A 25,137-nucleotide genomic window follows, 5' to 3' on the forward strand; every position below is an offset into this window, starting at 1 on the left:
GTGTCGGGGTTTCTGGAATGGCAGATGATGCCGGCGGTCGCCGCCGGCCTGGAGCGGCTTGGCTGGCAGGCCGGCGATCCCGAGGTGCGTGACGCCGTCCCCGCCGCGCTCCGTGGCACCAACGTCGTGGCGGTCCTGCCGCCCTCGCCGGCGTGGGCCGTTCCCCTCGTCGGAGGGCTCGTCGGGCAGCCCGACAAGAGCGGGACGGTTCTGATGCTCGCCGGCCCAGCCCTCCTCGACGAATGGGTCACCGCCGTCGGAGCGCTGATCGAGGGTACGCCGCTGCTCGTCGATGTCCTCCGGCCAGGCGCCTCGTCGCGACCACTCGCGCCAACACCCGACATCGTGATCGCCACACCGGCGACGGCGTTCGCGTTCCACGCCCAGTCCGCCCTTCGTCCCGAACAATTTCGCGCGATCGTGTTCGTCTGGCCGGAAAGCTGGAACGCCGACGAAGCGGTGAGCGCCATCCTCCAGGATTGTCCCCGCGACGCCCAACGGCTGATGATCACCAGCCGGTCCGACCAGACCAGCGCCGCCGACGGCGTCGTCGAACGGTATGCCCGCAAGGCGGTCGTCGTGCAATCACCCCGGCCGGCGATTGATACGAAGCCGCCGGCGCCGGTGCGCAGCGTGCCCGCATCGTGGAACGGGCGGGCGGCAGCGCTCGCCGCAATCGCCGACCGGATCACCGGCGATCCGGTGACGATCTGGACCGCCGATACACGGGACCAGTCGCTGATTCGCCGCGCGTTCGGGTCGCTTCCGGCGTCATGGCGCTTCGCGGCGCGAGACGTGCCCCGTGGCGGCGAGACGGTGTGCTACGACCTTCCTTCGGAGGGCCAGCTTGCGGCCCTGCGACAGGCCGGACCGGTCACGTTGCTGATGGCCCCCGGCACGGAGGCGTATGTGGAATCGATCGCACCGAGCCGTCAGCCGCTGCAGGCGACATCTCCGCTGCGTGCGGTGATCGACCGCGACGAATCGATTCGGAGCGACATCGCCGGGCGCATCGCCGCGGGTGCCGACGCCGGGGCGCTGTATGCGCTGGGTCCGCTCTTCGATCGCCACGATCCGCAGCTCGTCGCCGCCGCACTCTTCTCGATGTGGCAGCGAACCCGGGATTCGTCGGCCGGCAGCGGCGGCGGCAGCGCGCCGTCTCAGCCACCGACGGTGACGGCCGCGACGAGCGCCGCGAGCGGGGTCGCCAAGTTGTGGATCGGTGCCGGAAAGAAGGACGAGGCGACGGTCGGGGATTTCGTCGCCATCCTGGTGCGCGAAGCAAAGATGGACCGCACCCAGATCGGTCGTATTGACCTGCGCGATACCTTTGCGCTGGTCGAAGTTCCGGCGGCGGATGCCGAGGCGATTGCCCAGCGTCTTGTGGGCGTCACCATCCGGAAGCGGAAGCTCTCGGCGCGGGTGGACCGCGGTCGGGGCGGCGGTCGTTAAACGCCGACGGGCCGCCCAGCGGGGCGGCCCGTAAGTCCTGTGGAGACTGGCGAAACGCTTACTTGCCCTTGTTGACCAGATCCTTGAGACCCTTGCCCGGGCGGAACGCCGGGACCTTCGACGCCTTGATCTTGATGGTGGCGCCGGTCTGCGGATTGCGGCCTTCACGCGCGGCACGCTTGCGGACTTCGAAATTCCCGAACCCGGTGATCGCGATGGCGCCGCCCTTCTTCAACTCCTTGGCGAGCAGACCTTCGGTCGAGAAGAAGAGGTCGACGATGTCGCCGGCATCTGCCTTCGAGGTTTCGCGGGCCTTCGCGACCGCCTCGATGAGCTCCATCTTGTTCATGAGTTGCTCCTTGGGTTTGACTGTGGGATCGGATCGCGGACCAGTCGGCCCGGACTGGCGACAATATGCGGTCCGCGTCCGCAAGTCCGCAAGATCCTTGACATTCCCGGGCGCGCGCCGCTGCATCCCGCACGGCTGGCGGATTCCCGGCGGGTACCCCTTGACGAAACGCCCATGACCGTTCACCACCGTCCGGGCCGGATCGAAGTCGTCGCCGGCGTGATGTTCAGCGGCAAGAGCGAGGAATTGATCCGGCGCGTGCGACGCGCGCTGATCGCCAGGCACCGGGTGCGCGTCTTCAAGTCGCATCTCGACGAACGCTACGACGGCGTCTACCGGATTTCGAGCCACACCGGCATCTCGGTCGAGGCCGAGCCGATCGATCGTGCCGAGGAAATCCTGCGGGCGATTGCCGATCCCGACGTGGTCGATGTCGTCGCCGTGGATGAAACACAATTCCTCGACGTGGGTGTGGTCGAGGTCGCGACGCATCTCGCCGAACGCGGCGTTCGCGTGGTGCTGGCCGGGACCGACACCGATTTTCGCGGCGAACCGTTCGGCATGATGGGACACCTGATGGCCATCGCCGAAGAGGTCACCAAACTGCAGGCGATCTGCGTCGTGTGTGGCGATCTGGCGTGTCGCAACCAGCGGCTGGTCAATGGACGTCCCGCGAAGTGGGATTCACCGGTTGTCATGGTCGGTGGCAGCGAGAGCTACGAAGCGCGGTGCCGGCGCTGCTTCCAGATCCCACGCCACGACGAGGATCAGGTGGCGCTCCTCTGATGCGCGTCCTCGCGCTCACCGGATCAGTGGCCGCCGGCAAATCCAGTGTTGGTGCGCTTTTCGAGGAGTGGGGCACACCGGTGCTGAGCGCCGATGCCGTCGTCCGCGATCTGCAACGGAGCGGTGAGCCGGTGTACGACGCGATCGTCTCGGCGTTCGGCACGGCGATCGTTGCCGCCAATGGCGAGCTCGATCGCGCGGCACTGCGCCGGCGTATTCTCGAGGATCCGGCGGCGCGTCACGCACTCGAAGCGATCGTGCATCCGGCGATCGAACCGCGGCGCCGCACGTGGCTTGATGCGGCGCGGGCCCGCGGCGAGCCACTCGTCGTCGCCGATATTCCGCTCCTCTTCGAAGTCGCCGACCCCGCAGCATACGACGGCGTGATCGTCGTCGACGCACCCGTCGCCGAGCGGCGACGGCGCCTGATTGACGACCGCGGACTCTCCCCGCGCGAAGCTGACCAGCTGCTCGACGCGCAACTTCCCGCCGCGGCGAAGCGCGCCCGGGCAACGTGGGTGATCGACAACGACTCGAGCCGCGACGTCCTGCGCGCGCGCGCGCGACACGTCTGGGACCAGCTGCCGCGGTGACGTCGTTCATCTGGAACGACAACCGTTCGCGTCCGGCGTGGCAGCAGATGGCGATCGACCGTGCGCTCGCGGCACGTGCCGTGGGCGACGGCGCAGTGGTGTTCCGGCTCTACCGGTGGAGCACCAGCAGCGTCTCGTTTGGCGCCAACGAACAGGCCTGCCGCACCTGGAACCGGCCGGCGCTCGACGACGCCGGAATCCCCTGCGTCCGCCGGCCGACCGGCGGGAGAGGCGTCTGGCACGACGCCGACGACCTGACCTACGCGGTCACCGGACCGGCTGCGACCCTCGGCGGGCTCCGTCTCGCATATCGCGTGATTCACGAACAGCTCGCCGCGGCGCTTGCCGCGATCGGACTCGCCGCGACGATCGCGCCCCGGGCGCACCGGCCGACGCTCGCCCCGGGGAGCTGCTTCGACCTGGCCGTCGGCGGCGAGGTCCTTGTTGACGGCAGGAAAACGATCGGCAGCGCCCAGGCGTTGATCGGTGGGGCGATCCTGCAGCACGGCGCCATCGCCCGCGCCGACCGGGGCGGCGCGCTGGCACGATTCCGGCTGCCATCCGGGTCGGTCGATCGATCACGGGAGGGGCGGAACCTCCCGGATCATGCGACCCTCGCCCGGGCGATCGTTGATCGCTGGTTTGACGAGGGGGGCTGCGAGATCCCCGGCGGACTCGTGGCGTGGGCCGAAGAAGCCAGCGCGTCGCACGCCGACCAGTTTCGCGATCCGTTGTGGACCTGGCGCCGCTGAGCGCCGCATACCCCGAGGTCGTGATGCCGGATTTCAACTCATTGCGCCGCCGTGGCACGCCCCGAGTGGCGTGTGGCGTGTTGATCCTTGCCACGATCGCCGCACCAGCCGCGATGGCACAGCGCCCGGCGACCAACCCCACCATCGTTTACGCCGTCGGCAAGGAGCCGACAATTCCGATTCCGCTCTTCACGCGGAATGAGCAAGCCAACGACGACGTTTCGGATCAGCTCTTTCTCCACCTGGTCGGCTACGGGCCCACCGGCAGCGTCAGCGGCGATCACGCCATGATCCCCGCCCTCGCCCGAAGCTGGCGGCGCGTCGATCCGCTGACGCTCGTCTTCGAGATCGATCCTCGCGCACGCTGGCAGGACGGTGCGCCGGTCACTGCACACGACGTCGTGTTCACCTGGCAGCTGGCGAACAATCCGGTGGTTGGCAGCGATCAGAGCCGGCTCGAACCAATCGCCGAGGTCGAGGCGACGGGCGACCGCAGCGTGCGGGTCCGCTTCAAGCGCGCTTCTGCGGAGCAGGTGTACACCTTCGGTTTCCTGATGCAGCCGCTCCCGTCGCATCTCCTCGAGCGCGTCGCCGCCGAGGGAATCACTACTTCCGATTTCGCGCGCCGTCCCATTGGCGACGGCCCGTTTCGCTTCGGCCGCCGGGTGGCGGGACAGTTGCTCGAGCTCGACGCCGATTCGACCTTCTTTCTTGGCCGTCCCACGATTTCGCGCGTGATCTTCCGGTATGTCGAAGATGCCAACGCGCGGGTGACGCTCTTTCTCACCGGCGAAACCGACATTCTCGACGTGATCCCCGAGCCGGCGATGGCGCAGATCCGTACGCGCGCCGATGCCCGGCTGATCGCGGTGCCATCCAATGACCTGATCTCGTTCGTCTTCAACACCCGGTCACCGGCCGACACCGCGCGACCGCATCCGATCTTCAATGATCCGCGCGTCCGCCAGGCGCTGACACTGGCGATCGATCGCACCACGATTGCGCGGTCGATCTTCGATCCCGGCGCGACCGCTCCCGACGCGGCGCAATCGGCGATCTGGAGCTGGATCACACCGGGCGTCGCGCCGCATCCCGCACCCGACGTGGCACGCGCGCGGGCACTCCTCGCGCAGGCCGGCTGGCGCGATGCCCGCGGTGACGGAGTGCTCGCCAAGGATGGCGTACCGCTCCACTTCTCGATCCTCTATCCGTCGTCGAGCGCCATCCGCAACACCGCGGCACTGCAGGCGCAGCAGATGTGGCGTGCGATCGGCGCATCGGTCGATCTCGATCGCGTCGAAGGACCGGTCTTTGGCGCGCGGCTGCCAACCGGCCGATGGGACGTGATCGTCAATCGCGTGGGGGAAGATCCGACGCCAAGTTCGCTGGTGCAGAGCTGGTCGTGCAGTGCGGCCCACCGCGCCGGGTCGACGAACTACGCGCGCTGGTGCGATTCGACCTTCGACCGGCTGGTGACCACGGCAACCACGGCGAAGGACCAACCGGCGGCGTGGCGTGCAGTGCTGGCACGGATGGCGGAGGAGCGCCCCGCGATCTTCTTCGCCGCGTCGACGACGCCGATTGCAATTCAACGGCGCTACGACAATGTGATCGTCTGGCCGTCGCGCACCTGGCTGTCGCTCTGGCAATGGCGCGTGCGACCCGCCGACGCGCTCCCGCGCGACCGCTGACGTGATTCGCTGGATCGCCGGCCGCGCCACCGAAGCCGCGCTCACCGCGGCGTTGGCGTTCGTGGTGCTCGTGATCCTTCTGCACCTCCTGCCGGGCGACCCGCTCACCGCGGTGCTGCGCGATCACCCGGCTGATCCGGCAGTTGTCGCTGCCCTGCGCCATCGCTGGGGGACCGACCGCACCATCTGGCAATCATTGATCGCCTTCGGCGGTGGCCTGCTCCACGGCGATCTCGGCGTGTCGGTCTCCGAGCAGCGCGACGTGTTGACGGTGATCGGCGAGCGGCTCCCCGCAACGTTGCTGCTCGCCGGGTTGACGTTGCTCGTCGACTTCACGATCGGGCTCGCCCTCGGCGTCTGGTCCGCGCTTCATCCCGAATCGATCCGGGCGCGACTGGTCGGCGCGCTCACTGTGATCGGATACGCACTCCCCGCCTTCGTCATCGGCCTCGTGCTGGTGTGGATCTTCGCCGTCAAACTTGGATGGTTCCCGCCGAGCGGTGTGAGCGATCCGTTGTTGTCGCCATCGGCCGGAATCATGGCCGTCCTCGCCGACCGCGCTCGGCATATCGCGCTGCCGCTCGCCGCGCTGGTCATCGCCACGCTGGCGGTACCGCTTCGTCAGCAACGCACCAGCGCGCTCGCGACGGCAGGGCAACCGTGGGTGGCCGCGGCACGGGCGCGAGGCGTCCGGCCGGCGCTGGTCGCGTGGCGTCACTGCTGGCGCCCCGCGCTCACGCCGATCGTGACTCTGCTCGGGCTCTGGCTGCCGATGCTCGTTGCGGGGTCGGTCTTCGTCGAATCGGTCTTCGCGTGGCCGGGCGTCGGGCTCCTCCTGGCGCAGGCCACTGCGGAACGGGACATCCCGCTCGTCATGGCGACCGGGCTGGTGCTGATCTGCGTGATCCAGCTGGGATCACTCCTCGCCGATTTCCTCTATCGCGTCGTCGATCCGGCGCAGCGCCCAGCGTGACGCGCTCCGGAATGGTCGGACTGGCGCTCCTCGTGCTGTTGGCGTTTTTCGCGCTGCTCGGCCCGCTGGTCGCACCCGATCCCGCGCGTCAGTTTGACCTGATCAGCGCCACACTGCTCCACCCCTCCGCGGTGCACTGGCTGGGGACCGATCAGCTCTCCCGCGACATCTTCGCGCGGCTGGCCGGCGGAGCCCGGGTGTCGCTCACGATTGGCGTCGTCGCGGTCGCCGTCGCCGGCGTGATCGGATCACTGCTGGGGCTGGCCGGCGGCGCGCTCCCCGGACTCGGAGGCCACATCGTGACGCGGTGCATCGACCTCGGCCTCTCGATCCCGCGCGTGGTGGTGCTCCTCGTGATCCTGGCCGGAATCGGCGACGTGCCGCCGCTGGTGCTCGGCGTTGTGCTCGGCATCACCGGCTGGCCGGCGGTCGCGCGTCTCGTGCGCGGCGAAACGCTGCGCCTCCGGCACGCCCTCTTCGTCGGCGCGGCCGAAGCACTGGGTGCCACGCCGGGGCGCGTCGTCTCTCGCGAGATCTTTCCCGGCACACTGCCGGCGGTCCTCGTCGCCAGCACCCTCGGCCTCGCCGATGCGATCCTCCTCGAGGCGGGCCTCTCGTTCATCGGCGTCGGAGTCCGGCCGCCGGCACCGTCGTGGGGGAGCATGATCTTCGAGGCACGGGACTACCTCGCATCAGCGCCGTGGCTGCTCATCGGCCCCTGCGTGGCCTTGGTGGTGGCGACCTCCGCCGCCACATTGCTCGGCGACGCACTGCGCCAATCCCTGCAACCCGATTCCCGATGACGCCGCTCCTCGAGGTGTCCGACCTGCACGTCACGTTTCCGCGGACCGGCGCTGCTGCGCTGGAGCCGGTGGACGACGTGTCGTTCACTATCGAGCGCGGCGAACTGGTCGCGCTGGTCGGCGAATCGGGGTGCGGCAAGACGCTGACGGGGCTCGCGCTGCCGCGTCTCCTCCCGCGCGGCGCCGAACTCGGTCCCCGGACATCGATCCGTCTCGGCGGAGATGAACTCACTGCGCTCGATGAACGCGCATTGCGCCACTACCGCGGCCGCCGGATCGGGATGGTCTTCCAGGATCCGATGACCTCCCTCAATCCGGTGATGCGCGTTGGCGATCAGGTCGCAGAAGCGATTCACGCGCACGAAAAGGTGTCGCGGCGGGATGCCCGCGCTCGGGTGCTCTCGCTTCTGACCGAAGTCGGGATCGCCGATCCGCAGTCGCGCATTGATGCCTTCCCGCACCAGATGAGCGGCGGAATGCGGCAGCGTGTCCTTATCGCGATGGCGCTGGCGGCGGGGCCCGAGCTCCTCATCGCCGACGAACCGACCACTGCGCTCGACGTCACGGTGCAGGCGCAGATTCTCGAACTCCTCGACCGGTTGCGCCAGAACCACGGAATGGCGGTACTGCTGATCACCCACGATCTCGGGATCGTGGCTGGCCGAGCCGATCGCGTACTGGTGATGTACGCCGGGCGTATCGTCGAGTCGGCGCCGACGGCGCAGCTCTTCGCGCATCCGGCGCACCCGTACACGCAGGGTCTGTTCGCCTCGATCCCGCGGCTCGACGCCGGCGCCACACGGCTCACGCCGATCCGCGGCAGCGTGCCCCGCCCCGATCAATGGCCTCCGGGGTGCCGATTCAATCCTCGCTGCCCGGTGGCTATCCCGCGCTGCACCGTCGAACGTCCGCCGCTCGACGAAGTGGCACCTGGCCAGCGCGCCGCCTGCTGGGTTGCACTCGCGGAGTCACGATGACAGCGCCGCTCGTGAGCGTGGAGCATCTCGTCAAGCATTTTCGTGGCGGCGCGATGTTCAGCCGCCAGGCGACGGTCAAGGCGGTCGAGGATGTCTCATTCACGATTGCCGCCGGAGAGACACTGGGACTGGTCGGCGAATCCGGGAGCGGCAAGACCACCGTCGGCCGCACGGTGTTGCGTCTCGAGCTTCCCACCGATGGCGTGGTGCGCTTCGATGGCGTCGATCTCGCGACGCTTGCGCCGCGTGACCTGCGCGCGTTGCGGCGACGGATGCAGATCATTTTCCAGGACCCGTTCGCGTCGCTCAATCCGCGGCGAACCGTCGGCGCGTCGGTCGCCGAAGGGATCGAGATTCACAAGCTCGCGCCCAAGCGCGAGATCCCGGCGATGGTCGGTCGGCTCCTCGAGGAAGTCGGCCTCGATCCGTCGTACGCCTCGAAGTACCCGCACGAATTTTCCGGCGGCCAGCGCCAGCGGATCGGTATCGCCCGCGCCCTCGCCGTTTCCCCGGCGTTCATCGTGTGCGACGAACCGGTGTCGGCGCTGGACGTGTCGGTCCAGGCGCAGGTACTCAACCTGCTCCTCGACCTCCGCGACCAGCGCGGCCTGGCGTACCTCTTCATTGCGCACGACCTGGCGGTGGTGCGGCAGATCGCCCATCGCATCGCGGTGATGTACCTCGGGACGATCGTCGAGATCGGCGCAGCGCGCACGGTGATCGACACGCCACGCCACCCGTACACGCAGGCGCTTGTCTCCGCCGTGCCGGAACCCGATCCCGGCCGGGGGCGCGACCGGATCATTCTCGCCGGCGATCCGCCGTCACCCGCAGCGCCACCACCCGGCTGTCCCTTCGTGACCCGGTGCTTTCATCCTCACAAGGATGAGCGTTGCGTCACCGAACGCCCGGTCCTCCGGCCGGTGGAAGGCCGCGACGTCGCCTGCCACTATGCCGAGATCGTCGCACCCGCCCATGCGAGTGCCACCACGCACGGATAGCAGATGCGCGTTTTTCGCGCCGCTGCTTTATTTTGCGCCGTCCCTCACATCACTGGCTTCCATGCGCTCTCGCCTCGCCGTTGTCGCGTCCTTCGTTGCGGCCTTCGCCGTGCCGCACACTTCCCTGCTCGCTCAACTTCATCCGGTGACATGTTGCAACAAGGGACCGGTGATCGTCTACGACATCTCGTTCCCCAATGCGATGCACCATGAAGCGAACGTCAAGGCGACCTTCACGGCGCTCCCCGCGACGCCGGTGAATTTCCGGATGGCGCGATCGTCGACCGGCCGGTACGCGCTGGCCGAGTTCTCCAAGAATGTTCATTCGGTGACGGCGGTGAACTCGAAGGGGAAGGCGTTGGCGGTAACCCATCCTGATCCGTACAGCTGGACCGTCTCGGGCCACGACGGCACCGTGACGCTCAGCTACGTCGTCTACGCCAATGTCGGCAGCGGGACGTACCCCGGGTTCAATCCGGAGCAGGAGCATATCCAGCCGCAGGGGACCTTCGTCTACGTGAAGGGTCTCGAGGCGCGGCCGATCCGGGTGACCTTCCATCGTCTCGATCCGTCGTGGACCATCGCGACCCAGCTGGTGCCGACGAAGGATTCCGAGACGTTCACCGCACCGGGAATGCAGTACCTCTTCGATTCGCCCACGCACCTCGGCAACCTGCAGTGGCGCGAATGGACCGAGACCCACGACGGCGTGAAGCAGACGTGGCGCGTCTCGCTCGACGATCCGACCGGGCCGCAGGCGATCGATGCCTACGCCGAAGGCGCCCGCAAGATCGTGCATGAGGCCGGTGCCGTGTATGGCGAATTCCCCAAGTTCGACTACGGCACCTACACCTTCGTTGCCTGCTATCGCTCCGACTGCCAGAGCGACGGGATGGAGCATCGCAATTCCACCAGCGTGACAGGCAACAGCATGAATGGCAACGGCGTCGCCGGGCTCAGCACCCTGGCGCACGAGTACTTCCACTCGTGGAACGTCAAGCGGATCCGCCCCAAGGGAATCGAGCCGTTCGACTACGACCGCGCCAACATGACCGACGGTCTCTGGATCGCCGAAGGATTCACGCAATACTACGGTCCGCTCCTCGAAGAACGCGCCGGCGTCACGCAGCCGCCCAACACAATCCGCGGACTCGGCAACACCATCAACGCGGTGGCGAATTCGCCGGGCCGGCTCTACTTCGGACCGATCGGGATGAGCAACCAGGCGCCGTTCCGCGATGGCGCCGCTGCCGCCGACGCGCCCAATCCCAACACGTTCATTTCGTATTACACCTACGGCGCCGGCATCGCGATCGCCCTCGACTTCTCGCTGCGCGCCAAGGGGAAGTCGCTCGACGACTTCATGCGCACCATGTGGCTCGACTTCGGCAAGCCCGAGATTCCCTACTCGATGCACGACGCCCGCCATGCGTTGATCACGACGTCGGGTGACTCCGCATGGGCGGTCGACTTCTGGACGCGCTACGTCGAAGGACACGATCTCCCCGACTATGCGACGCTGCTCGACCGCGCCGGGATCATCGTGCGGAAGAGTGCGGCAGGGCAGCCGTGGATCGGCGGGGGAGTCGGTGCCGGATTCGGTGGTCGCGGCGGACGTGGTGGCGGTCGTGCCGGCCGTGGCGGTGCCGCCGTCGCGCCGGGCGATACCACCGCGCGCGTGTCCAGCGCACCTGCGAACTCGCCGCTGTACGCCGCCGGCCTCGACGTCGGTGATGTGATCACCAGCGTCGACGGGAAGACGATCGCATCGAGCGGTGAGTTCGATGCTGCGCTCACGGCGCACAAGCCTGGCGACCGGATGAGCGTGACCTACACCAACACCGCCGGTCAGAAGAGCACCACGATCACCATCGGCGAAAATCCGGCGCTGCAGACGGTCACCTACGAGGATGCCGGGCGCACGCCGTCGGCGGAGCAGCTGGCGTTCCGCAACGCGTGGCTCGCCTCCAAGGCGAAATGAGCGCGCGCGAGTACGACCTCCACCTGATTGACGCCTTCGCCGACGGTCCCTTCGCCGGCAATCCCGCGGCGGTCGTCCTCGTGGACGCGCCGCCGCCGGATCGGTGGATGCAGCAGCTGGCGATGGAGATGAATCAGGCGGAGACCGCCTTCCTCCTTCCCCAGGACGATGGGTACTCGCTGCGGTGGTTCACGCCGCGAAGCGAAGTCGATCTCTGCGGCCATGCGACCCTCGCCAGCGCGCACTACCTCTGGGGTCAGGGGATTCTTTCCCCCGATGATACCGCCCGCTTTCAGACCCGAAGCGGCCTCCTCACTGCGACGCATTCGAAGGACGGCATCACCCTCGATTTCCCGGCAATCGCGTCGACGCCGGTGGCGATGCCGCACGATGCAGCGCGAGTGTTGGGCGGTGAAGTCGTGGAAGCGATGCACGGAGGATTCACGGTGATTTGCCGTCTCGGATCCGCAGCGCAGGTGCGCGATTGCAGCCCCGACCTCGGCGCAATCACGAGCTGGAATCCGAAGGGTGGCGTCGTGGTCACCGCGCTGAGTGATCGGGAGGGGATCGACTTCATTTCCCGGTGCTTTTTCCCGGCGCTCGGCGTGCCGGAGGATCCGGTCACCGGGTCGGCGCACTGCGTCCTCGTGCCGTACTGGCATCGGCAACTGGGAAAGACGGCGTTGACCGCATACCAGGCGTCGTCCCGCGGGGGAACGCTTCGCTGCGAATTGCGCGGCGAGCGCGTGACATTGACCGGCCGGGCCGTCACGACTATGCGCGGAAAGGTTGCCGCGGCCCGCTAGTTCGTCGGCTTGGCTCCCTGCGGAAGGCCGAGAAGGAGTCGGCGGACCACGCCGAGCAGTTCATTGTCGCGATTGACCAACTCGATGCGCCGGACCGACCGCCCTTCGGCGGCAATCCAGAGCCGGGTGCGCACCGGCCCGATGTCGGCGCTCACTACCCACAATTCGCGGCCCGCCATGTCGGGACGCTCCTGCATGTCCATCTCGGTCTGGACCTCGAAACGCAGCCACTCCCATCCCCGCGGCGCGGTGTCGACCACCACCGGTATCAACCCGTGATATCCGCCTCCCAATGGCATCGATGCGATGACCAGCTCCATGCCGAGCGCGGAGTACGGTTCGACATCTTCGGTTTCGATCCGGCGCGTCGTCGATCCGTTGATTGATCGGAAGATCCGCTCGACCACCCGCCGGTTGTAGTGGACGATATACGTCCCTTTGTTGGTCCATCGCCATGTCGCAATCGGCCGCAGCGTCGTCCGGTCGAGAAGCACCGAGTCGCCCGTCATCCGTTCACCGGTGGTGAAATGACGAACCTGCTGAAGCATGACGCGGCCACCGATGTGGACAATGTCGATCGCAATCGACCCTTCCGGCGCCGACGCGTCATCATCCTTGATCTTGGTAGTCAGCCAGCCGACACTCGGCTTGACGCGCCCGCCGACCGGTTCGGGCGGTGCGTCGTCGTACGGCAGGCTCATGCCGATGGTGCTGCACGCCGACAGCACGACGAGTGCAGGGACGACTGTACGCGCCCACATTCTCAAGGGTACAATCAAGGCAACTGGTCTCCCGGTCCTGGGCTATCAGGACGGTAGCGGCCACTGGTGGCACGGCACCTGTATCGTTGGGGCAGCGCCAAACAATAACCACGGCGCCCCGCTTCACCCACTGGCGGGAAGCTTAACCCGCACCGCGCGGAATCGTCCTAGAAAGCATGAGAATCCGCATCGAGTTCCTGGTCGTCGGGCTTGCCGCCGGAATCGCTATTCCGACGGCCGCGCAGGCGCCGATGACAACCCGGGATTCCGCCCGGCACGTCCTGAACCGTCTGGCCTATGGTGCCACTACCGATGAAGTCGATCAGGTTATTCACGAAGGTGTTCTCAAATGGGTCGACCGCCAGCTCGGATTTGCCGACGTCCACGATCCCGCGCTGACGACCGGGGAAGCCCGCTTTGATGTCCTGCACGAATCCAATGATGACATGCAGGCGCTCCTGCAAAAGACCCAGGCACGAAATGCGCAAGTACAGTCGATCGGCGATTCAGTCGAACGCCAGCAGGCGATGGACCAGTTGCGCGCCGAACAGCGGGGCGATCGTCGTTCGCTCGCCGTTCTCGATAATCAACTCGCTGCACTGGTGGTGGTTCGCGCTGTAGCATCCGATCACCAGCTCGACGAAATCCTTTGCGATTTCTGGACCAACCATTTCAACGTTTTCATCAACAAGGGCCAGGACCGCGCCTATTTCGCCGATTATCTCGAGCACACCATTCGCGCTCGCGCCCTCGGCCGGTTCGAGGATCTTCTTCTCGCCACCGCCCGCAGTCCCGCCATGCTCTTCTATCTCGACCAATCCGAGAGCGTGGCCGACGCCAGCGCCACAAGGATGGCACCAGGCGGGCGGCGGATCGCGATCAACGGCCGCCCAGGATTCGGGCGAGGGCGACCACTCTTCCCCGACCCTCGCCCGGGCGTCTATCCACCGCCATCGGGGACCGGCGCGGCAGCCACCGCGACCCGCCAGCAGGTTGCCCCGCGGGCGCCCCGCGGACTCAACGAGAATTACGCCCGCGAGCTGATGGAGTTGCACACCCTCGGCGTCGACGGCGGCTACACCCAGCAGGACGTGATCAATGTGGCGCGGATCCTCACCGGGTGGGGGATCGATCGCCGCGATGCATCGTTCACTTTCCGCGCAGCGGCGCATGACGAGGACGCCAAGACCGTGATGGGCCAGCCGTTCGACGCAGGCCACGGCGAGGACGAAGGGGTCCGCCTGCTCAAGATGCTGGCCACGAGCCCCGCGACGATGCATCACGTCAGCGCACAGCTCTGCGCCCGGTTCGTGAACGATGTGCCGCCCGATGGCTGCATCGACGACGCGGTCCAGGCATGGAAAAAGAGTGGTGGCGAAATCCGGGACGTCGTTCGCGCCATCATCCGCTCGCCGGATTTCTGGGCCTCCGCCAACGTGCAGAGCAAGGTCAAGACGCCGCTGGAGTTCGTCGCGAGCGCTGTGCGGGCGGTCGGTGGCGTTCCGGATTCCACGCCGCGACTCGCACAACGAGTCGCGCAGCTTGGCGAGCCGCTCTTTCAGCATCAGACCCCCGACGGCTATGGCGAACGCCAGGAGGACTGGGTCAACAGCGGAGCGCTTCTCGCCCGGATGAACTTCGCGGTCCAGCTCGCCAGCGGCCGGGTCGCCGGCGTTGCGGTTGATCTCGACCGGGTTGTCTCCGCGACTGACGATCACGCGGCGTTGGTGACCGCGGTGGATCACGCCATCCTCGGCGGCGCGATGACCGCACAGACCCGGCAGACGATTCTGAAGGAACTCGCCGACGTCCCTGATCCGCGCGCGGCTCGCGCACTCGCGGTCGGATTGGCCATCGGCGGCCCCGAATTCCAGCGCCAGTAGCGCAGCATCACAGGAGGAGTTCACATGCCCATCTCTCGACGCGCATTCATGAAAGCCGGCGGCCTCGCACTGCTCTCCCTCGGCGCCGATCCCATTTTCCTCGATCGCGCTGCGTACGCGCTCGGACGTTCGGGCCGCCGGATCGCCGGCAGGAAGACGCTGGTATGCCTCTTTCAGCGCGGAGCCGTCGACGGCCTCTCGATGATCGTGCCGGCGGGAGACAGCTGGTACTGGCAGGAACGGCAGCGGATCGCGCTGCCGAAGGAACAGCTGATCCCGCTCGATGGCATGTTCGCCTTGCACCCGCGTCTCGCGCCGCTCAAGCCGCTCTGGGATCAGCACAACATGGCGATCGTCCACGCGGTCGGGTCGCCGTCGACGACGCGCTCGCATTTTGACGCGCAGGATTACATGGAATCGGGGACACCCGACGTCAAGGCGACCCCCGACGGCTGGGCCAACCGGTATTGTGCCCACGCGGAGGAACATGCCAACACGCCGTTCCGGGCAGTCGCGTTCGGACCGCAACTTCCCCGAACCCTCGCGGGGAGTGCACCGTCGCTTGCAATCGATGACCTCCGCACCTTCGGCCTTCGCGCAGCACAGGCCGGCGGCGAACAGAAATTGACGCGCGCATTCGAGGAGCTCTATCAGGGAGCGGCGACCGGACTGGTGGCATCGTCGTCGGCCGAAAGCTTCGAAGCAATTCAGATGCTGAAGAGCGCGAATCCCACGTCCCTTCCGCCATCCAACGGCGCCGTCTACAGTCGCACCAAGCTCGCCACTTCGCTCAGCCAGATCGCGCAGCTGATCAAGGCCGATCTCGGGCTGCAGATCGCGTTCGTGGATGTGGGTGGCTGGGATACTCACGTCAATCAGGGGTCCGACCAGGGACAGCTGGCGTCGCGACTCGACGAGCTGTCCGGTGCGCTGGGTGCATTCACCACCGATCTCGGCGCCCGGATGCGCGACGTCGTCCTGATCACCATGAGTGAGTTCGGGCGGACGGTCAAGGAAAACGGCACCAGCGGCACCGATCACGGCCATGGGACGGCGATGATGGTGCTGGGCGGTGAGGTGAAGGGCGGGCAGGTGTACGGGCGGTGGCCCGGGCTCGCGCCGGACCAGCGCTACGAGGGACGTGATCTCGCTGTCACGACCGACTTCCGGTCGGTCTTCAGCGAGGTGATCCAGGGGCACCTCGGGCCGATCGACGTTTCGCAGGTCTTCCCAGGGTTCGCGCAGCCGGCTAAGGTAGGTCTCTTCGGCTAACAGAACTGCCTATGACAGCGCGCCCGTCTTGTTCGGCATGCCTGATCCTCGCGGTGCTCGTGGGTACCGCGTGCAGCCATTCCTCGAGCGAACTGCCGAACCCTCCCAGCGTCGGTCCGTCGGGTAGCGGCCCCGACGTCCGTCTCACGGTCAACGCCGAGCAGGACTACTGACCGGCATGGACCGCCGACGGCCAGGGAGTCCTCTACTCGTTCGTCAACCAGGCGCCAGACAATCGTCATCGGTGCATTGGACTTCTCCCTGCGGCGGGTGGTACGAGGATCTGGGAGCTCTGTGACAATCGTGGCACCGAGGTCGACTCGATCAACTCGTTCCCTGCATACGCGCTCGCGGCCGACGGGCGCCTTCTGTACGTCGAAGCCGAAGCACCGTCGGGGCCACAGTCGCTGAACCCGGCCAGTTCCACGCTGTGGCTCGCCGATACCGCGGCTCCGTTCGCTCGTCGCGCACTGGCAACACTCCCTGTCGTGGTCGACGGTCAACGGGTTGACTGGCTCGTCGATCTCAACTGGACCAGCCCGACCGAATTCACGGCTCTGGCAGCGGAATACGGCGCCAATATCCACTGCAAGGGATGCACGACATTCGACTCGATCTTTACCGGCGTCGCGGTGCTGCACGGATCGATCGGTGCCAGCGGCGCATCGCTGACGCTCGTCCCGGGGACCGATGGCGCGAGCAACTATTCGAATGCGGACGGCGGGGCGTCCATCGTTTTTTCGCGACACGCTGATCCCCACCTCTACAAACTCCCGGCGGTCGGCGGCATCGCGAACGCGATTGCGGCGGTGGGCAGCGATTCGTTGCTCGGCGTCTCGTGCCAGGGCAGCACGTGCGTCGTCGCCGAGGATCCAGTGACGCTGATCCCTGTGACTGCCCTGGTCGCATTTGTCGGCACCACGGTGAACCCCGGCAAACTCTGGTCGGTATCGCTGGTCACAGGCGCTACCAACGTCGTGCGGTCCGATCCCTCGGCTGTCCTCGCCACACCATTGCTCTCGCCGTCAGGGCACGACGTTGTTGCCCAGCGCGGCGGACTCCTGGGTCACCTGCGCACCGATTCATCACCGAGCGCGGACCTGCATCTCTTTCCCGGACTGATTCCATGATGCCGGTGTCGGCGACGGTCCGACAGATTGCCGATTGTCATCGCCATCGATCATTTGCGACCGTTTCAATTCGGGTTACCTTGAAAGTTCCGGACGACTACTGAGTCACGCTTCGAGTGCCGCGTGAGTGCTACGTGCGCACCATGGAGTCTTCCATGGCGAAGATCCTGTGAGAGTACCTGGACCAACCGCCCTCTGGCTCACGACGCTGGTTGCGCTGGCCTCCTGCGGCCACTCGGTTGCCGATTTTCCGTCCCCTCCCGCGTCGGGACCCTTCAATTCCGCAGCCGACATGCGGCTCACCATCAATCCCGAGCAGGATTATTGGCCCACGTGGACGGCGGACGGCCACGGGATTCTCTATTCGTTCATTGCACAGGTCCCGGGCTCGGAGCATCGCTGCCTCGGCATCCTCCCGGCTGCGGGGGGAACGAGGGTCTGGGAATTCTGCGATAACCGCGCCGCAGAATCGGACTCACTCAACTCGTTCGCCGCGTACGCGCTCGATAACGCCGGACAGCTCCTCTACGCCGAATCCGAATCGCTGGACAGCCCGCAGCGGCTGAATCCCGGATCGTTCACCCTCTGGCTCGCGGATACCGCGAATCCGTTGCAACGCCGGGCGCTTCTCACCCTGCCGATGCCGCTCGGAGGCGTGTCGATGGCGTGGCTCGCCGATATCGCCTGGACCGGTCCAGCCGAATTCACGGCACTCGCCCAGACCTTCGACGGCGCGGTGCACTGCAAGGGATGCGTGATCTTCGACTCGCTGTTCGGCGGGATCGGCGTGGTCCGCGGGACGATCGGTCCCAGCGGCGCGACGCTCGCACTGATCGCGGGAACCGAGGGCGCCAGCGGTTATTCGTCGGCGGAGAGCGGATCATCAATCGTCTTCACCAAGCCCGGCAATCCCGGCCTGTTCAAGGTTCCGGCGGGCGGTGGCACCGCTATCACCGTGACGCAGGTAGGCGCAGGCGCGGAACTCCTCGGTGTGTCGTGCGTGGGCTCAACCTGCGTTGTTGCCACCGACCCGATCGCTGACGTCGCGTTCATCGGCACCGCAGGCAATCCGGCCACGCTTCGCGCCGTGTCATTGGCGACAGGTGCCAGTCAGATCGTCTTCAGTGACCCTCTCGCCGTTGTTGCGACGCCCGAGATCTCTCCGGCCGGCCACGATGTCGTCGCGCAGCGGGGCGGGGTGTTCGGCCATCTGCGCACGGTCTCGTCGCAACTCTCCGACCTGCACCTCTTCCCGGGACTGCTGCCATGAACTCACCGATGCGATCGATCGACCGGCGGTTCGGCATCTGCGGAATATCGCCTCGACGTTGTGCCGCGGTGCTTGGTGCCGTGTTCGTCGCAGTGAGTCATGCCGCTCCGCTCGCAGCACAGAGTACCGGCGGCATCGTGGGGCAGGTCGTCGACGCCACCAACGAACATTCGATCCGCGGTGTCGACATCCGGCTCGATGGCATGCGATTCACCACCACGACCGATTCGGCTGGCCAGTATCGGCTGCGGGCCATTCCGTCCGGGATGCATTCCCTCACCGTCCTGCGTCCCGGGTATCGCCCCGAGCATCGCGACAGCATCCAGGTCATCTCCGGTGAGGTGACGCGTGTCGATGTACGACTCGCTCCGCAAGCCGTGCAACTCGCCGACCTCCGCGCCGTGGGCGTGCAGGACCCGGTGCTCGATCCCCTCGCGACCGCCACCGAACAGCGGATCACCGCCGATCAGTTGCGCCGTCTCCCCGTCACCAATCTGCAGGATGCGATCGCGATGCAGGCCGGTGTCGTTGGTGAAAGTTTCCGCGGCGGCCGGCCCGGCGAACAGGCGTTCGTGCTGGACGGCTTCGGGATCAAGAACCAGCTCGACGCGTCGACCAACGGGAGCGCGGCGATCCAGATCCCGCCCGACCTGATCGTGTCGGCGTCGCTCATCACCAACGGATATTCGGCGCGCTACGGGCAGGCGATCTCCGGGGTCGTCGACGTCACGACGATGGACGGCGGACCGGTGTGGCGCGGCCGCACGGCGTACGAAACCGATCGACCGCTCGCCGGCGGCGCCGATCACGGCATCGACCGGATCGTGTTCCAGGCGGACGGACCGATCGGCAAGAAGATTCGCGCCGTCGGCATCCTCGACCTCAACGGCCAGCTCGACGGCGACCCGTCGTCCGCGCCGGCCCCGTCAGATACGCTCGACCCACGGTCATCGACGCCCTACCCGCTGCCGCACAGCAGCACCGAAACGTGGACCGCCGGCGGGAAGCTGACGATTCCCTTCAGCGACCGCCTCACCGGGCGGCTTTTCGGCCTGGCAACGACGCAGCAGGCGTATCTCTACGATCCGATGTACAAGTACGATCCGAATGACGGACCGGGGAGCCGCACCAACGGCAAGCTGCTCACCGCGCACCTGCAGATGTTGCCGCCGTCGCAGAATCACACCCCGCTCTGGGGGGATCTCCGCGTCGGCTATTCAGACAAGTCGTTTGTCCGCGGCGAGGTCGCCGCGCCCGATTACGCCTTCGGTGCGTTCACCGGCAAGACGATGCACATCCTCGACGAGGAGATCGCGAAACGGCAGGACACCATTTCGACCCGCGCGGCGCTCCCCGATTTCGGTACGCCGCAGTTCGCGTCGAACACGCCGTGGGGCGTTCCCGCCTTCTTCCAGAGCGGCGCCGGCAGCGGCGAACTGGCGTGGAACGATTTCTCCGAGCTCCGTTCGCAACTCGATGCGACCCTGGGGCTGGGGCGTTACGTCGATCTCGCATTCGGCGGCATGTACGCGGCACAGAGCGTCAAGACGTTCCAGCGGGTGCTCTCGTACCTCCCCGTCGGTGACTCCGTTCCACCGCCCACCGCGTCAAACTTTTCGCCGTGGGTCTCCGGCGCGTATGTCGAGGGTCAGGCGCGTGCTTCGGATCTTGGATTCACCGCGGGATTGCGATACGACGGCTTTGCGCCGGGCACCGACCTGCACAACGCCACGCTCAACGCGCGCTCGACCCTGAGTCCACGCGTCGCCGTATCGACCCAGGTCAAGGGAGCGACCTTCGTCGCGTCGATCGGCAAGTTCTCGCAGCCACCCGACCTGCAATACCTCGTCGATGCTGCCTTCGACGACACCACCCGCACCGGCCGCTTCCGTCAGGGAAACCCCAACCTCGGCTTCGAGTCGGCGACGCAGTACGAAATGAGCGCGCGGGTCCGGCTGCCGAGCGGGAATTCGCTCAAGATCAACATCTACGACAAGCACCTCGACGGACTGGTTGCGTCCGTCCCGATCAACGTGAATCCCGATTCATCGGTCTTCGTCAACGCCGATGTCGGCACGGTGACCGGCGCCGAACTAATCTTCGAACGCGAGTTGCACGATGGCTGGGGAGTTCGCGTCTCGGGCGTTGTGCAGCGCGCCGAGGCGACGGTCAGCAATGCATTCCTGATTTACGATCAGACCCACATCAATCCGATCACCGGCGACACCGTCCCGCCGTCGCGCGCCCAATTTCCGCTCGACTACGACCGCCGGCTGGCGATCACGGCGGTCGTCACCGGCGAGATCTCGCAGCACAGCCGTTTCAGCATGTTCGGCGTCCGTCCGTTGGCCGGACTGCAGATGTCGGCCGTCGGACGCTACTACACCGGCTTGCCGTACACCCGCACCAATACCGCCGGAGATTCGCTGACCGGGCCGATCAACGGCAGCCGGCTGCCGAATCAGTATTCGATCGACGCGCTCTTCCGCCGGCCGATGCGTGTCGGCAAGTTCGACGGCAGCATCTACCTCGACATGCGCAATCTGCTGAACACGCAGAATCAGACCAGCGTGCGTCGCGACACTGGCACCCCGACGCCCGACGACGCGACCGTCGCCGCGCTGGCGATGAAGGCGTACCTCGCCAACCCGAATCCGATCCCTTACGAATCGCCCCGATACCGCGCGTGGGCCGACAAGAACGGCGACGGCCTGTTGTCGGGCCAGAGCGAACTGCTGCCATTGTACACGCGTGCCGCGACCGACTTCACCTTCCCGCTCTTCGTCTACGGTCCGCCCCGGCTGGTGCGATTTGGCGTGGAGCTGCTCTTCTAGGAGAACACCGGTGCGCGTTGGCTGGCGGAGCAGGTGGATCGCCACCTGCTCCTTCACTGTTGTTCTCTCCGGCGCGTGTCGTGGCGGCGCTCACCCGCCGGTCGTGGCTGCGGCCGCCGACTCGACGCTCCGCGCACCCGATGGATCGGTGCCTGCGGACGACGCGGTCGGTCACAGCATCCGGCGCGGCGCGGCGATCATGGCCGCGACGCGTGATTCGCTCCCCGCGCACGTCGGCAGCGCCCTCCGATGTTTTTCCTGTCATCTCGGCCGTGGAACCGATACCGCCGCGCTTCCGCTGACTGGTGTCTACGCGCGCTTTCCGCAATATCGCTCGCGGTCCAATCGCGTCGAGCTCATCGAGGACCGGATCAACGACTGTTTTCAGCGATCGCTGAACGGCACGCCGCTGGCACTTGACGACCCCGCCATGCACGACATCGTCGCGTTCCTCGCCTTCGAGTCGCGCGGCATCCAGGTCGCAACCGGTACACCAGGGAACACGATCGACCCGCCGCACGGCGACACACTGGCCGGGCGCGAGCGCTATCGCGTCAGCTGCGCGCGCTGTCACGGACCCGAGGGCGCGGGCAATGCGATCTATCCGCCGGTCTGGGGGGCGCAGAGTTTCAACATTGGGGCGGGAATGGCCCGGTTGGGCACCGCGGCCGCGTTCATCCGGCGCAACATGCCGCGCGACAGCACCGGTGTATTGACCGATCAGGAAGCGGCAAATGTCGCGGCGTACATCGTGTCGAGGCCGCGTCCGGATTTTCCGGGGAAGGAGCACGACTGGCCCCGCGGCGACGCGCCGGCGGATGCGCCGTATCCACTGCTCGCCGGCCATGGGACCGGGCCCTGAAGTCGCGGGGCCCGGCGAGAGCTCGGCGCTACGGAGCGGAGATCACCCTGCCGTTTCCGACTGCGCCAGCATCCGCTTGATCGGATTCACCAGCAGCGCAAGGATGACGGCGAAGATGAGCGCATAGGTCGCAACACCGCCAAAGAGCGTCGGAAGCGAGAACTTCTCGTACACGCCGGCGACGCGGCCGCCGATGAAATTCCCGACCGAATCTGCCAGGAACCAGACCCCCATCATCAGCGACGCGACTCGCTTCGGCGCCAGCCGCGTCATCGCCGACAATCCCACCGGGCTCAACGACAGTTCGCCGGCAGTGGCGAGGAAGTAACTGCTCATCAGCCACCACCACCCTACCCGGTGGCCGCCATTGGCGAGCACTGCGGCCGGCACCATGATGTAGAACGACAACGCCACCAGCAGCAGGCCGATTGCGAATTTCGCCGGGCTCGATGGATTGCGCCGCCCGAGCCAGACCCAGATCCACGCGAAGACCGGCGCCAGCACGACGATCCACCCCGAGTTGATCGACTGCCACCAGCTCGATGGGAATTCGTGGCCGAAGACCGAATTGCGAGTGCTGTTCTGGGCGAAAAGCGTCAGCGTCGACCCGGCCTGCTCGAATACCGACCAGAAGACCGCGGCACCGAGAAAGAGCACCAGGATCACGACCAGCCGCCGTCGTTCCTCCGGCGTCCAGTTTGCGCTCAGAAAGAGCCATGCGAAGAAGACCACGACCAGGACGAGGAGACCGACGCCGAAGATGTTCGACACCGACGTGGTCGTGAGAGCGATGACTCCTGCGGCCTGAAGCCCGCAGACGATCACGAGGGCGGCGGCGACGCCCGTCAGCGATCGCCACAGCTTCCGCTTCGCGATGACGGCATCCTCCGGCGACGTCACCGCGGGATGGAGTCCCGCTTCACCCAGTGATTTCCGGTCGACCACGTACCAGATCAGCCCCAGGAACATCCCCACCGCGGTGGCGCCGAACCCCCAATGCCATGATGTCTCGGGGCGGATCCCCCAGCTGCTCAGCGTCGCCCGCCACCCTTCGCTCTGCGCCAGATATCCGACGACCAGCGGCGAAATCATCGCGCCGAGGTTGATTCCCATGTAGAAGATCGAGAAACCGGCGTCGCGGCGTTCGTCTTCCGGCGCGTACAGCTGGCCGACCATGGTCGAGATGTTCGGCTTGAGCAGGCCGACCCCGATCACGATCAGCACCAGGCCGAGATAGAAGGAATTGATCGAAGGGACAGCGAGTGAAATGTGCCCGAGCATGATGATCACGCCGCCCCAGAACACCGACTTGCGCGCGCCGAGGACGCGGTCCGCGATCCAGCCGCCCGGCAGCGCCAGCAGGTAGACCATCGAGGTGTACACCCCGTATACTGGACCGGCCTTGGCCGGCGTCCACCCGAACCCGCCGGCGGCGATCGGCGCGGTCATGAACAGTACGAGGATCGCGCGCATGCCGTAGTACGAGAACCGCTCCCACATCTCGGCGAAGAAGAGCGTGCGCAAACCGGCTGGCTGGCCGAAGAATCCCGTCTGCGGAGCCTGATTCACTTGGTCTCTCCCAGTTTCTTCTTGAGATGGGCCAGCTGGGCTTCCACTGCGGCGTCACGAGCACGCTGGTCGTTCGCCAGCCTGTCGGCCGCAGTCGTCTCCGCCGTGCCTGGAGCGACCTCGGCCGGTGATGCGTCGAACGGCACGCCGCGCGACGCCGCCTGGAATCGCTCCCGAGTCGATTCGTACTCGCGTTCGGCCATCGCCAGTTCGTCGCGCACGACGATCACCTTCCGCTCCAGCAGGTCGACCCACTCCTGGGCGCGAGCGGTGAACTCCGTCGCGATCCTGACCGTCTCCGCGTCGTTGATCTCTCCGGCGAGCTGTCCCCGCCGAGCATAGTCCGCCGACTCGCGGCGTGCCCCGTCGAGCTCGCGCTCGGCGCGCGCCAGCGTGTCGCGCAGGACGCCGATGCCGACCTTGAACTCCACCAGTGCCGCACGCAGCCCCGCTGCCTGCTCGCGGTTCGACCCGCGCGACACGGATGCCAGGATCCGATCAAATTCAGCCTTGATATCGTCGAATTCCATGCGCGCTGTGGATGGGGAACGGGGAATGCTACCCCACGGACTGCGGCATGGTCAAGCAACGGAGACGACGGGTAGATTGCAACGCGGCGCCAAGGGCGCGCCGAGATTGCCGAAGACGACCGTGGGGATTCCGATGAGCCGACCGCGAATTGGTGTGGCAGGCGTGACGCGCGAATGGGATGGGCAGACGCGCACCGGCGTCAACGTCAATTATGTCCGTGCAGTACTCGCCGCCGGGGGCCTTCCGATTCTCCTCGTTCCCGAGCTCTCCCGCGAGCAGACCGTCGAATTGTTCGGCGACTGCGACGGCCTCCTGCTGACCGGCGGCGAAGACGTCGACCCCTGTCACTACGGCGCGGTACCACATCCGAAGCTCGGCACCCTCGATCCGCGGCGTGATGCAAATGAACTCGCCCTCGTTGCCGAAGCGCGCGCGAGGGATCTCCCGATCCTCGGCATCTGCCGCGGCATCCAGCTCTGCAACGTGGCGTTTGGCGGCACACTGATCCAGGATATCGCCGCGCAGCGCAGCAGCGCCATCAATCACGATTCGCCGACGCAGCGCGACGTTCGCGCCCATCCGATCACCATCACCGAACACTCCCGCCTTGCGGCGATTCTCGAAGCGACGTCGTTCGACGCCAATTCGTTTCACCATCAGGCTGTCGACACGGTCGGCGCGGGACTCGTGGTTACGGCTACCGCGCCCGACGGCATCATCGAAGGAATCGAGAGCGCCGATCCGCATGACTGGATCGTGGCGGTGCAATGGCATCCCGAGGAACTGGCGCTCAACCCCGACGCGGCAGACCTCAAGCTCTTCTCCGCCCTGATCGCCGCGGCCCGACGAAACTGATCACGG

Annotated in this window: 22 protein-coding genes; 18 read left to right on the forward strand and 4 right to left on the reverse strand. The window is 66.6% G+C overall.

The window, feature by feature from the left end; genetic code table 11:
- Nucleotides 1–1,452 (forward strand): DbpA RNA binding domain-containing protein, encoded by a 1,452-nt coding sequence (locus VGM20_03935; protein ID HEY4100009.1) that lies wholly within the window; start codon nt 1–3, stop codon nt 1,450–1,452.
- 58 nt (nt 1,453–1,510) lie between these two features.
- Here the strand turns inward: VGM20_03935 and VGM20_03940 are convergent, their stop codons facing one another.
- Entirely contained in the window at nt 1,511–1,801 is a 291-nt protein-coding gene (locus VGM20_03940; GenBank protein ID HEY4100010.1) for an HU family DNA-binding protein, read from the reverse strand.
- A gap of 174 nt (nt 1,802–1,975) precedes the next feature.
- On the opposite strand from VGM20_03940, the gene VGM20_03945 reads away from it, so the two are divergent.
- The 10 genes from VGM20_03945 to VGM20_03990 all read left to right on the forward strand — a co-directional run bounded on the left by VGM20_03945 (nt 1,976) and on the right by VGM20_03990 (nt 12,164).
- A complete protein-coding gene (locus tag VGM20_03945; GenBank protein ID HEY4100011.1) occupies nt 1,976–2,587 on the forward strand; it encodes a thymidine kinase in 612 nt (203 codons plus the stop codon).
- Nucleotides 2,587–3,180, forward strand: coding sequence for a dephospho-CoA kinase (coaE, locus tag VGM20_03950; GenBank protein ID HEY4100012.1), 594 nt, complete (start codon nt 2,587–2,589; stop codon nt 3,178–3,180). The genes VGM20_03945 and coaE overlap by 1 nt, the downstream gene beginning before the upstream one ends.
- Complete coding sequence (locus VGM20_03955; GenBank protein ID HEY4100013.1) at nt 3,177–3,932, forward strand: hypothetical protein; 756 nt, start codon at nt 3,177–3,179, stop codon at nt 3,930–3,932. The genes coaE and VGM20_03955 overlap by 4 nt, the downstream gene beginning before the upstream one ends.
- Before the next feature lie 23 nt (nt 3,933–3,955).
- A complete protein-coding gene (locus tag VGM20_03960) occupies nt 3,956–5,623 on the forward strand; it encodes a peptide ABC transporter substrate-binding protein (protein HEY4100014.1) in 1,668 nt (555 codons plus the stop codon).
- A 1-nt stretch (nt 5,624) separates the two neighbouring features.
- Nucleotides 5,625–6,596 carry an ABC transporter permease gene (locus VGM20_03965; GenBank protein HEY4100015.1) on the forward strand — a complete coding sequence of 324 codons (972 nt, stop codon included), beginning with the start codon at nt 5,625–5,627 and terminating at the stop codon, nt 6,594–6,596.
- On the forward strand, nt 6,593–7,399 hold the full coding sequence (locus tag VGM20_03970) for an ABC transporter permease (GenBank protein ID HEY4100016.1): 807 nt from the start codon (nt 6,593–6,595) through the stop codon (nt 7,397–7,399). The genes VGM20_03965 and VGM20_03970 overlap by 4 nt, the downstream gene beginning before the upstream one ends.
- Nucleotides 7,396–8,376: an ABC transporter ATP-binding protein gene (locus VGM20_03975; GenBank protein ID HEY4100017.1), complete on the forward strand. Its 981-nt coding sequence runs from the start codon at nt 7,396–7,398 to the stop codon at nt 8,374–8,376. The genes VGM20_03970 and VGM20_03975 overlap by 4 nt, the downstream gene beginning before the upstream one ends.
- A complete protein-coding gene (locus tag VGM20_03980) occupies nt 8,373–9,377 on the forward strand; it encodes an oligopeptide/dipeptide ABC transporter ATP-binding protein (protein HEY4100018.1) in 1,005 nt (334 codons plus the stop codon). Before VGM20_03975 ends, VGM20_03980 begins: the two co-directional genes overlap by 4 nt.
- A 61-nt stretch (nt 9,378–9,438) precedes the next feature.
- Entirely contained in the window at nt 9,439–11,358 is a 1,920-nt protein-coding gene (locus VGM20_03985) for a PDZ domain-containing protein (GenBank protein ID HEY4100019.1), read from the forward strand.
- Nucleotides 11,355–12,164: a PhzF family phenazine biosynthesis protein gene (locus tag VGM20_03990; GenBank protein ID HEY4100020.1), complete on the forward strand. Its 810-nt coding sequence runs from the start codon at nt 11,355–11,357 to the stop codon at nt 12,162–12,164. The genes VGM20_03985 and VGM20_03990 overlap by 4 nt, the downstream gene beginning before the upstream one ends.
- Here VGM20_03990 and VGM20_03995 read toward each other — a convergent pair.
- Nucleotides 12,161–12,925, reverse strand: coding sequence for a hypothetical protein (locus VGM20_03995; protein HEY4100021.1), 765 nt, complete (start codon nt 12,923–12,925; stop codon nt 12,161–12,163). The genes VGM20_03990 and VGM20_03995 overlap by 4 nt on opposite strands.
- Nucleotides 12,926–13,101: 176 nt before the next feature.
- On the opposite strand from VGM20_03995, the gene VGM20_04000 reads away from it, so the two are divergent.
- The 6 genes from VGM20_04000 (at nt 13,102) to VGM20_04025 (ending at nt 22,176) form a co-directional block, all read left to right on the forward strand.
- Nucleotides 13,102–14,808, forward strand: a complete 1,707-nt coding sequence (locus VGM20_04000; protein HEY4100022.1) for a DUF1800 domain-containing protein — start codon at nt 13,102–13,104, stop codon at nt 14,806–14,808.
- A gap of 24 nt (nt 14,809–14,832) precedes the next feature.
- Nucleotides 14,833–16,080, forward strand: a complete 1,248-nt coding sequence (locus tag VGM20_04005) for a DUF1501 domain-containing protein (GenBank protein HEY4100023.1) — start codon at nt 14,833–14,835, stop codon at nt 16,078–16,080.
- A gap of 488 nt (nt 16,081–16,568) precedes the next feature.
- Nucleotides 16,569–17,210: a hypothetical protein gene (locus tag VGM20_04010; protein ID HEY4100024.1), complete on the forward strand. Its 642-nt coding sequence runs from the start codon at nt 16,569–16,571 to the stop codon at nt 17,208–17,210.
- 292 nt (nt 17,211–17,502) lie between these two features.
- Nucleotides 17,503–18,480, forward strand: coding sequence for a hypothetical protein (locus tag VGM20_04015; protein ID HEY4100025.1), 978 nt, complete (start codon nt 17,503–17,505; stop codon nt 18,478–18,480).
- Entirely contained in the window at nt 18,477–21,314 is a 2,838-nt protein-coding gene (locus tag VGM20_04020) for a TonB-dependent receptor (protein HEY4100026.1), read from the forward strand. The genes VGM20_04015 and VGM20_04020 overlap by 4 nt, the downstream gene beginning before the upstream one ends.
- 10 nt (nt 21,315–21,324) lie before the next feature.
- A complete protein-coding gene (locus VGM20_04025; protein ID HEY4100027.1) occupies nt 21,325–22,176 on the forward strand; it encodes a c-type cytochrome in 852 nt (283 codons plus the stop codon).
- A 42-nt stretch (nt 22,177–22,218) separates the two neighbouring features.
- Here the strand turns inward: VGM20_04025 and VGM20_04030 are convergent, their stop codons facing one another.
- Both VGM20_04030 and VGM20_04035 read right to left on the reverse strand, forming a co-directional pair.
- Nucleotides 22,219–23,745, reverse strand: coding sequence for a peptide MFS transporter (locus VGM20_04030; protein HEY4100028.1), 1,527 nt, complete (start codon nt 23,743–23,745; stop codon nt 22,219–22,221).
- Complete coding sequence (locus tag VGM20_04035; GenBank protein HEY4100029.1) at nt 23,742–24,275, reverse strand: hypothetical protein; 534 nt, start codon at nt 24,273–24,275, stop codon at nt 23,742–23,744. The genes VGM20_04030 and VGM20_04035 overlap by 4 nt, the downstream gene beginning before the upstream one ends.
- A 133-nt stretch (nt 24,276–24,408) precedes the next feature.
- Here VGM20_04035 and VGM20_04040 point away from each other — a divergent pair, with 133 nt between their 5' ends.
- Complete coding sequence (locus tag VGM20_04040; GenBank protein ID HEY4100030.1) at nt 24,409–25,131, forward strand: gamma-glutamyl-gamma-aminobutyrate hydrolase family protein; 723 nt, start codon at nt 24,409–24,411, stop codon at nt 25,129–25,131.
- Nucleotides 25,132–25,137 lie beyond the last annotated feature (6 nt).

Source organism: Gemmatimonadales bacterium (assembly GCA_036500345.1).
In the GTDB taxonomy this organism is placed as follows: Bacteria; Gemmatimonadota; Gemmatimonadetes; order Gemmatimonadales; family GWC2-71-9; genus Palsa-1233.

Bases quoted from the DNA above. Each gene is read 5' to 3' on its own strand.
- VGM20_03940 (HEY4100010.1), bottom strand. From the start codon at position 1,801: ATGAACAAGATGGAGCTCATCGAGGCGGTCGCGAAGGCCCGCGAAACC.
- VGM20_03945 (HEY4100011.1), top strand. From the start codon at position 1,976: ATGACCGTTCACCACCGTCCGGGCCGGATCGAAGTCGTCGCCGGCGTG.
- coaE (HEY4100012.1), top strand. From the start codon at position 2,587: ATGCGCGTCCTCGCGCTCACCGGATCAGTGGCCGCCGGCAAATCCAGT.
- VGM20_03960 (HEY4100014.1), top strand. From the start codon at position 3,956: ATGCCGGATTTCAACTCATTGCGCCGCCGTGGCACGCCCCGAGTGGCG.
- VGM20_03975 (HEY4100017.1), top strand. From the start codon at position 7,396: ATGACGCCGCTCCTCGAGGTGTCCGACCTGCACGTCACGTTTCCGCGG.
- VGM20_03980 (HEY4100018.1), top strand. From the start codon at position 8,373: ATGACAGCGCCGCTCGTGAGCGTGGAGCATCTCGTCAAGCATTTTCGT.
- VGM20_03985 (HEY4100019.1), top strand. From the start codon at position 9,439: ATGCGCTCTCGCCTCGCCGTTGTCGCGTCCTTCGTTGCGGCCTTCGCC.
- VGM20_03990 (HEY4100020.1), top strand. From the start codon at position 11,355: ATGAGCGCGCGCGAGTACGACCTCCACCTGATTGACGCCTTCGCCGAC.
- VGM20_03995 (HEY4100021.1), bottom strand. From the start codon at position 12,925: ATGTGGGCGCGTACAGTCGTCCCTGCACTCGTCGTGCTGTCGGCGTGC.
- VGM20_04000 (HEY4100022.1), top strand. From the start codon at position 13,102: ATGAGAATCCGCATCGAGTTCCTGGTCGTCGGGCTTGCCGCCGGAATC.
- VGM20_04005 (HEY4100023.1), top strand. From the start codon at position 14,833: ATGCCCATCTCTCGACGCGCATTCATGAAAGCCGGCGGCCTCGCACTG.
- VGM20_04015 (HEY4100025.1), top strand. From the start codon at position 17,503: ATGCGGCTCACCATCAATCCCGAGCAGGATTATTGGCCCACGTGGACG.
- VGM20_04020 (HEY4100026.1), top strand. From the start codon at position 18,477: ATGAACTCACCGATGCGATCGATCGACCGGCGGTTCGGCATCTGCGGA.
- VGM20_04035 (HEY4100029.1), bottom strand. From the start codon at position 24,275: ATGGAATTCGACGATATCAAGGCTGAATTTGATCGGATCCTGGCATCC.
- VGM20_04040 (HEY4100030.1), top strand. From the start codon at position 24,409: ATGAGCCGACCGCGAATTGGTGTGGCAGGCGTGACGCGCGAATGGGAT.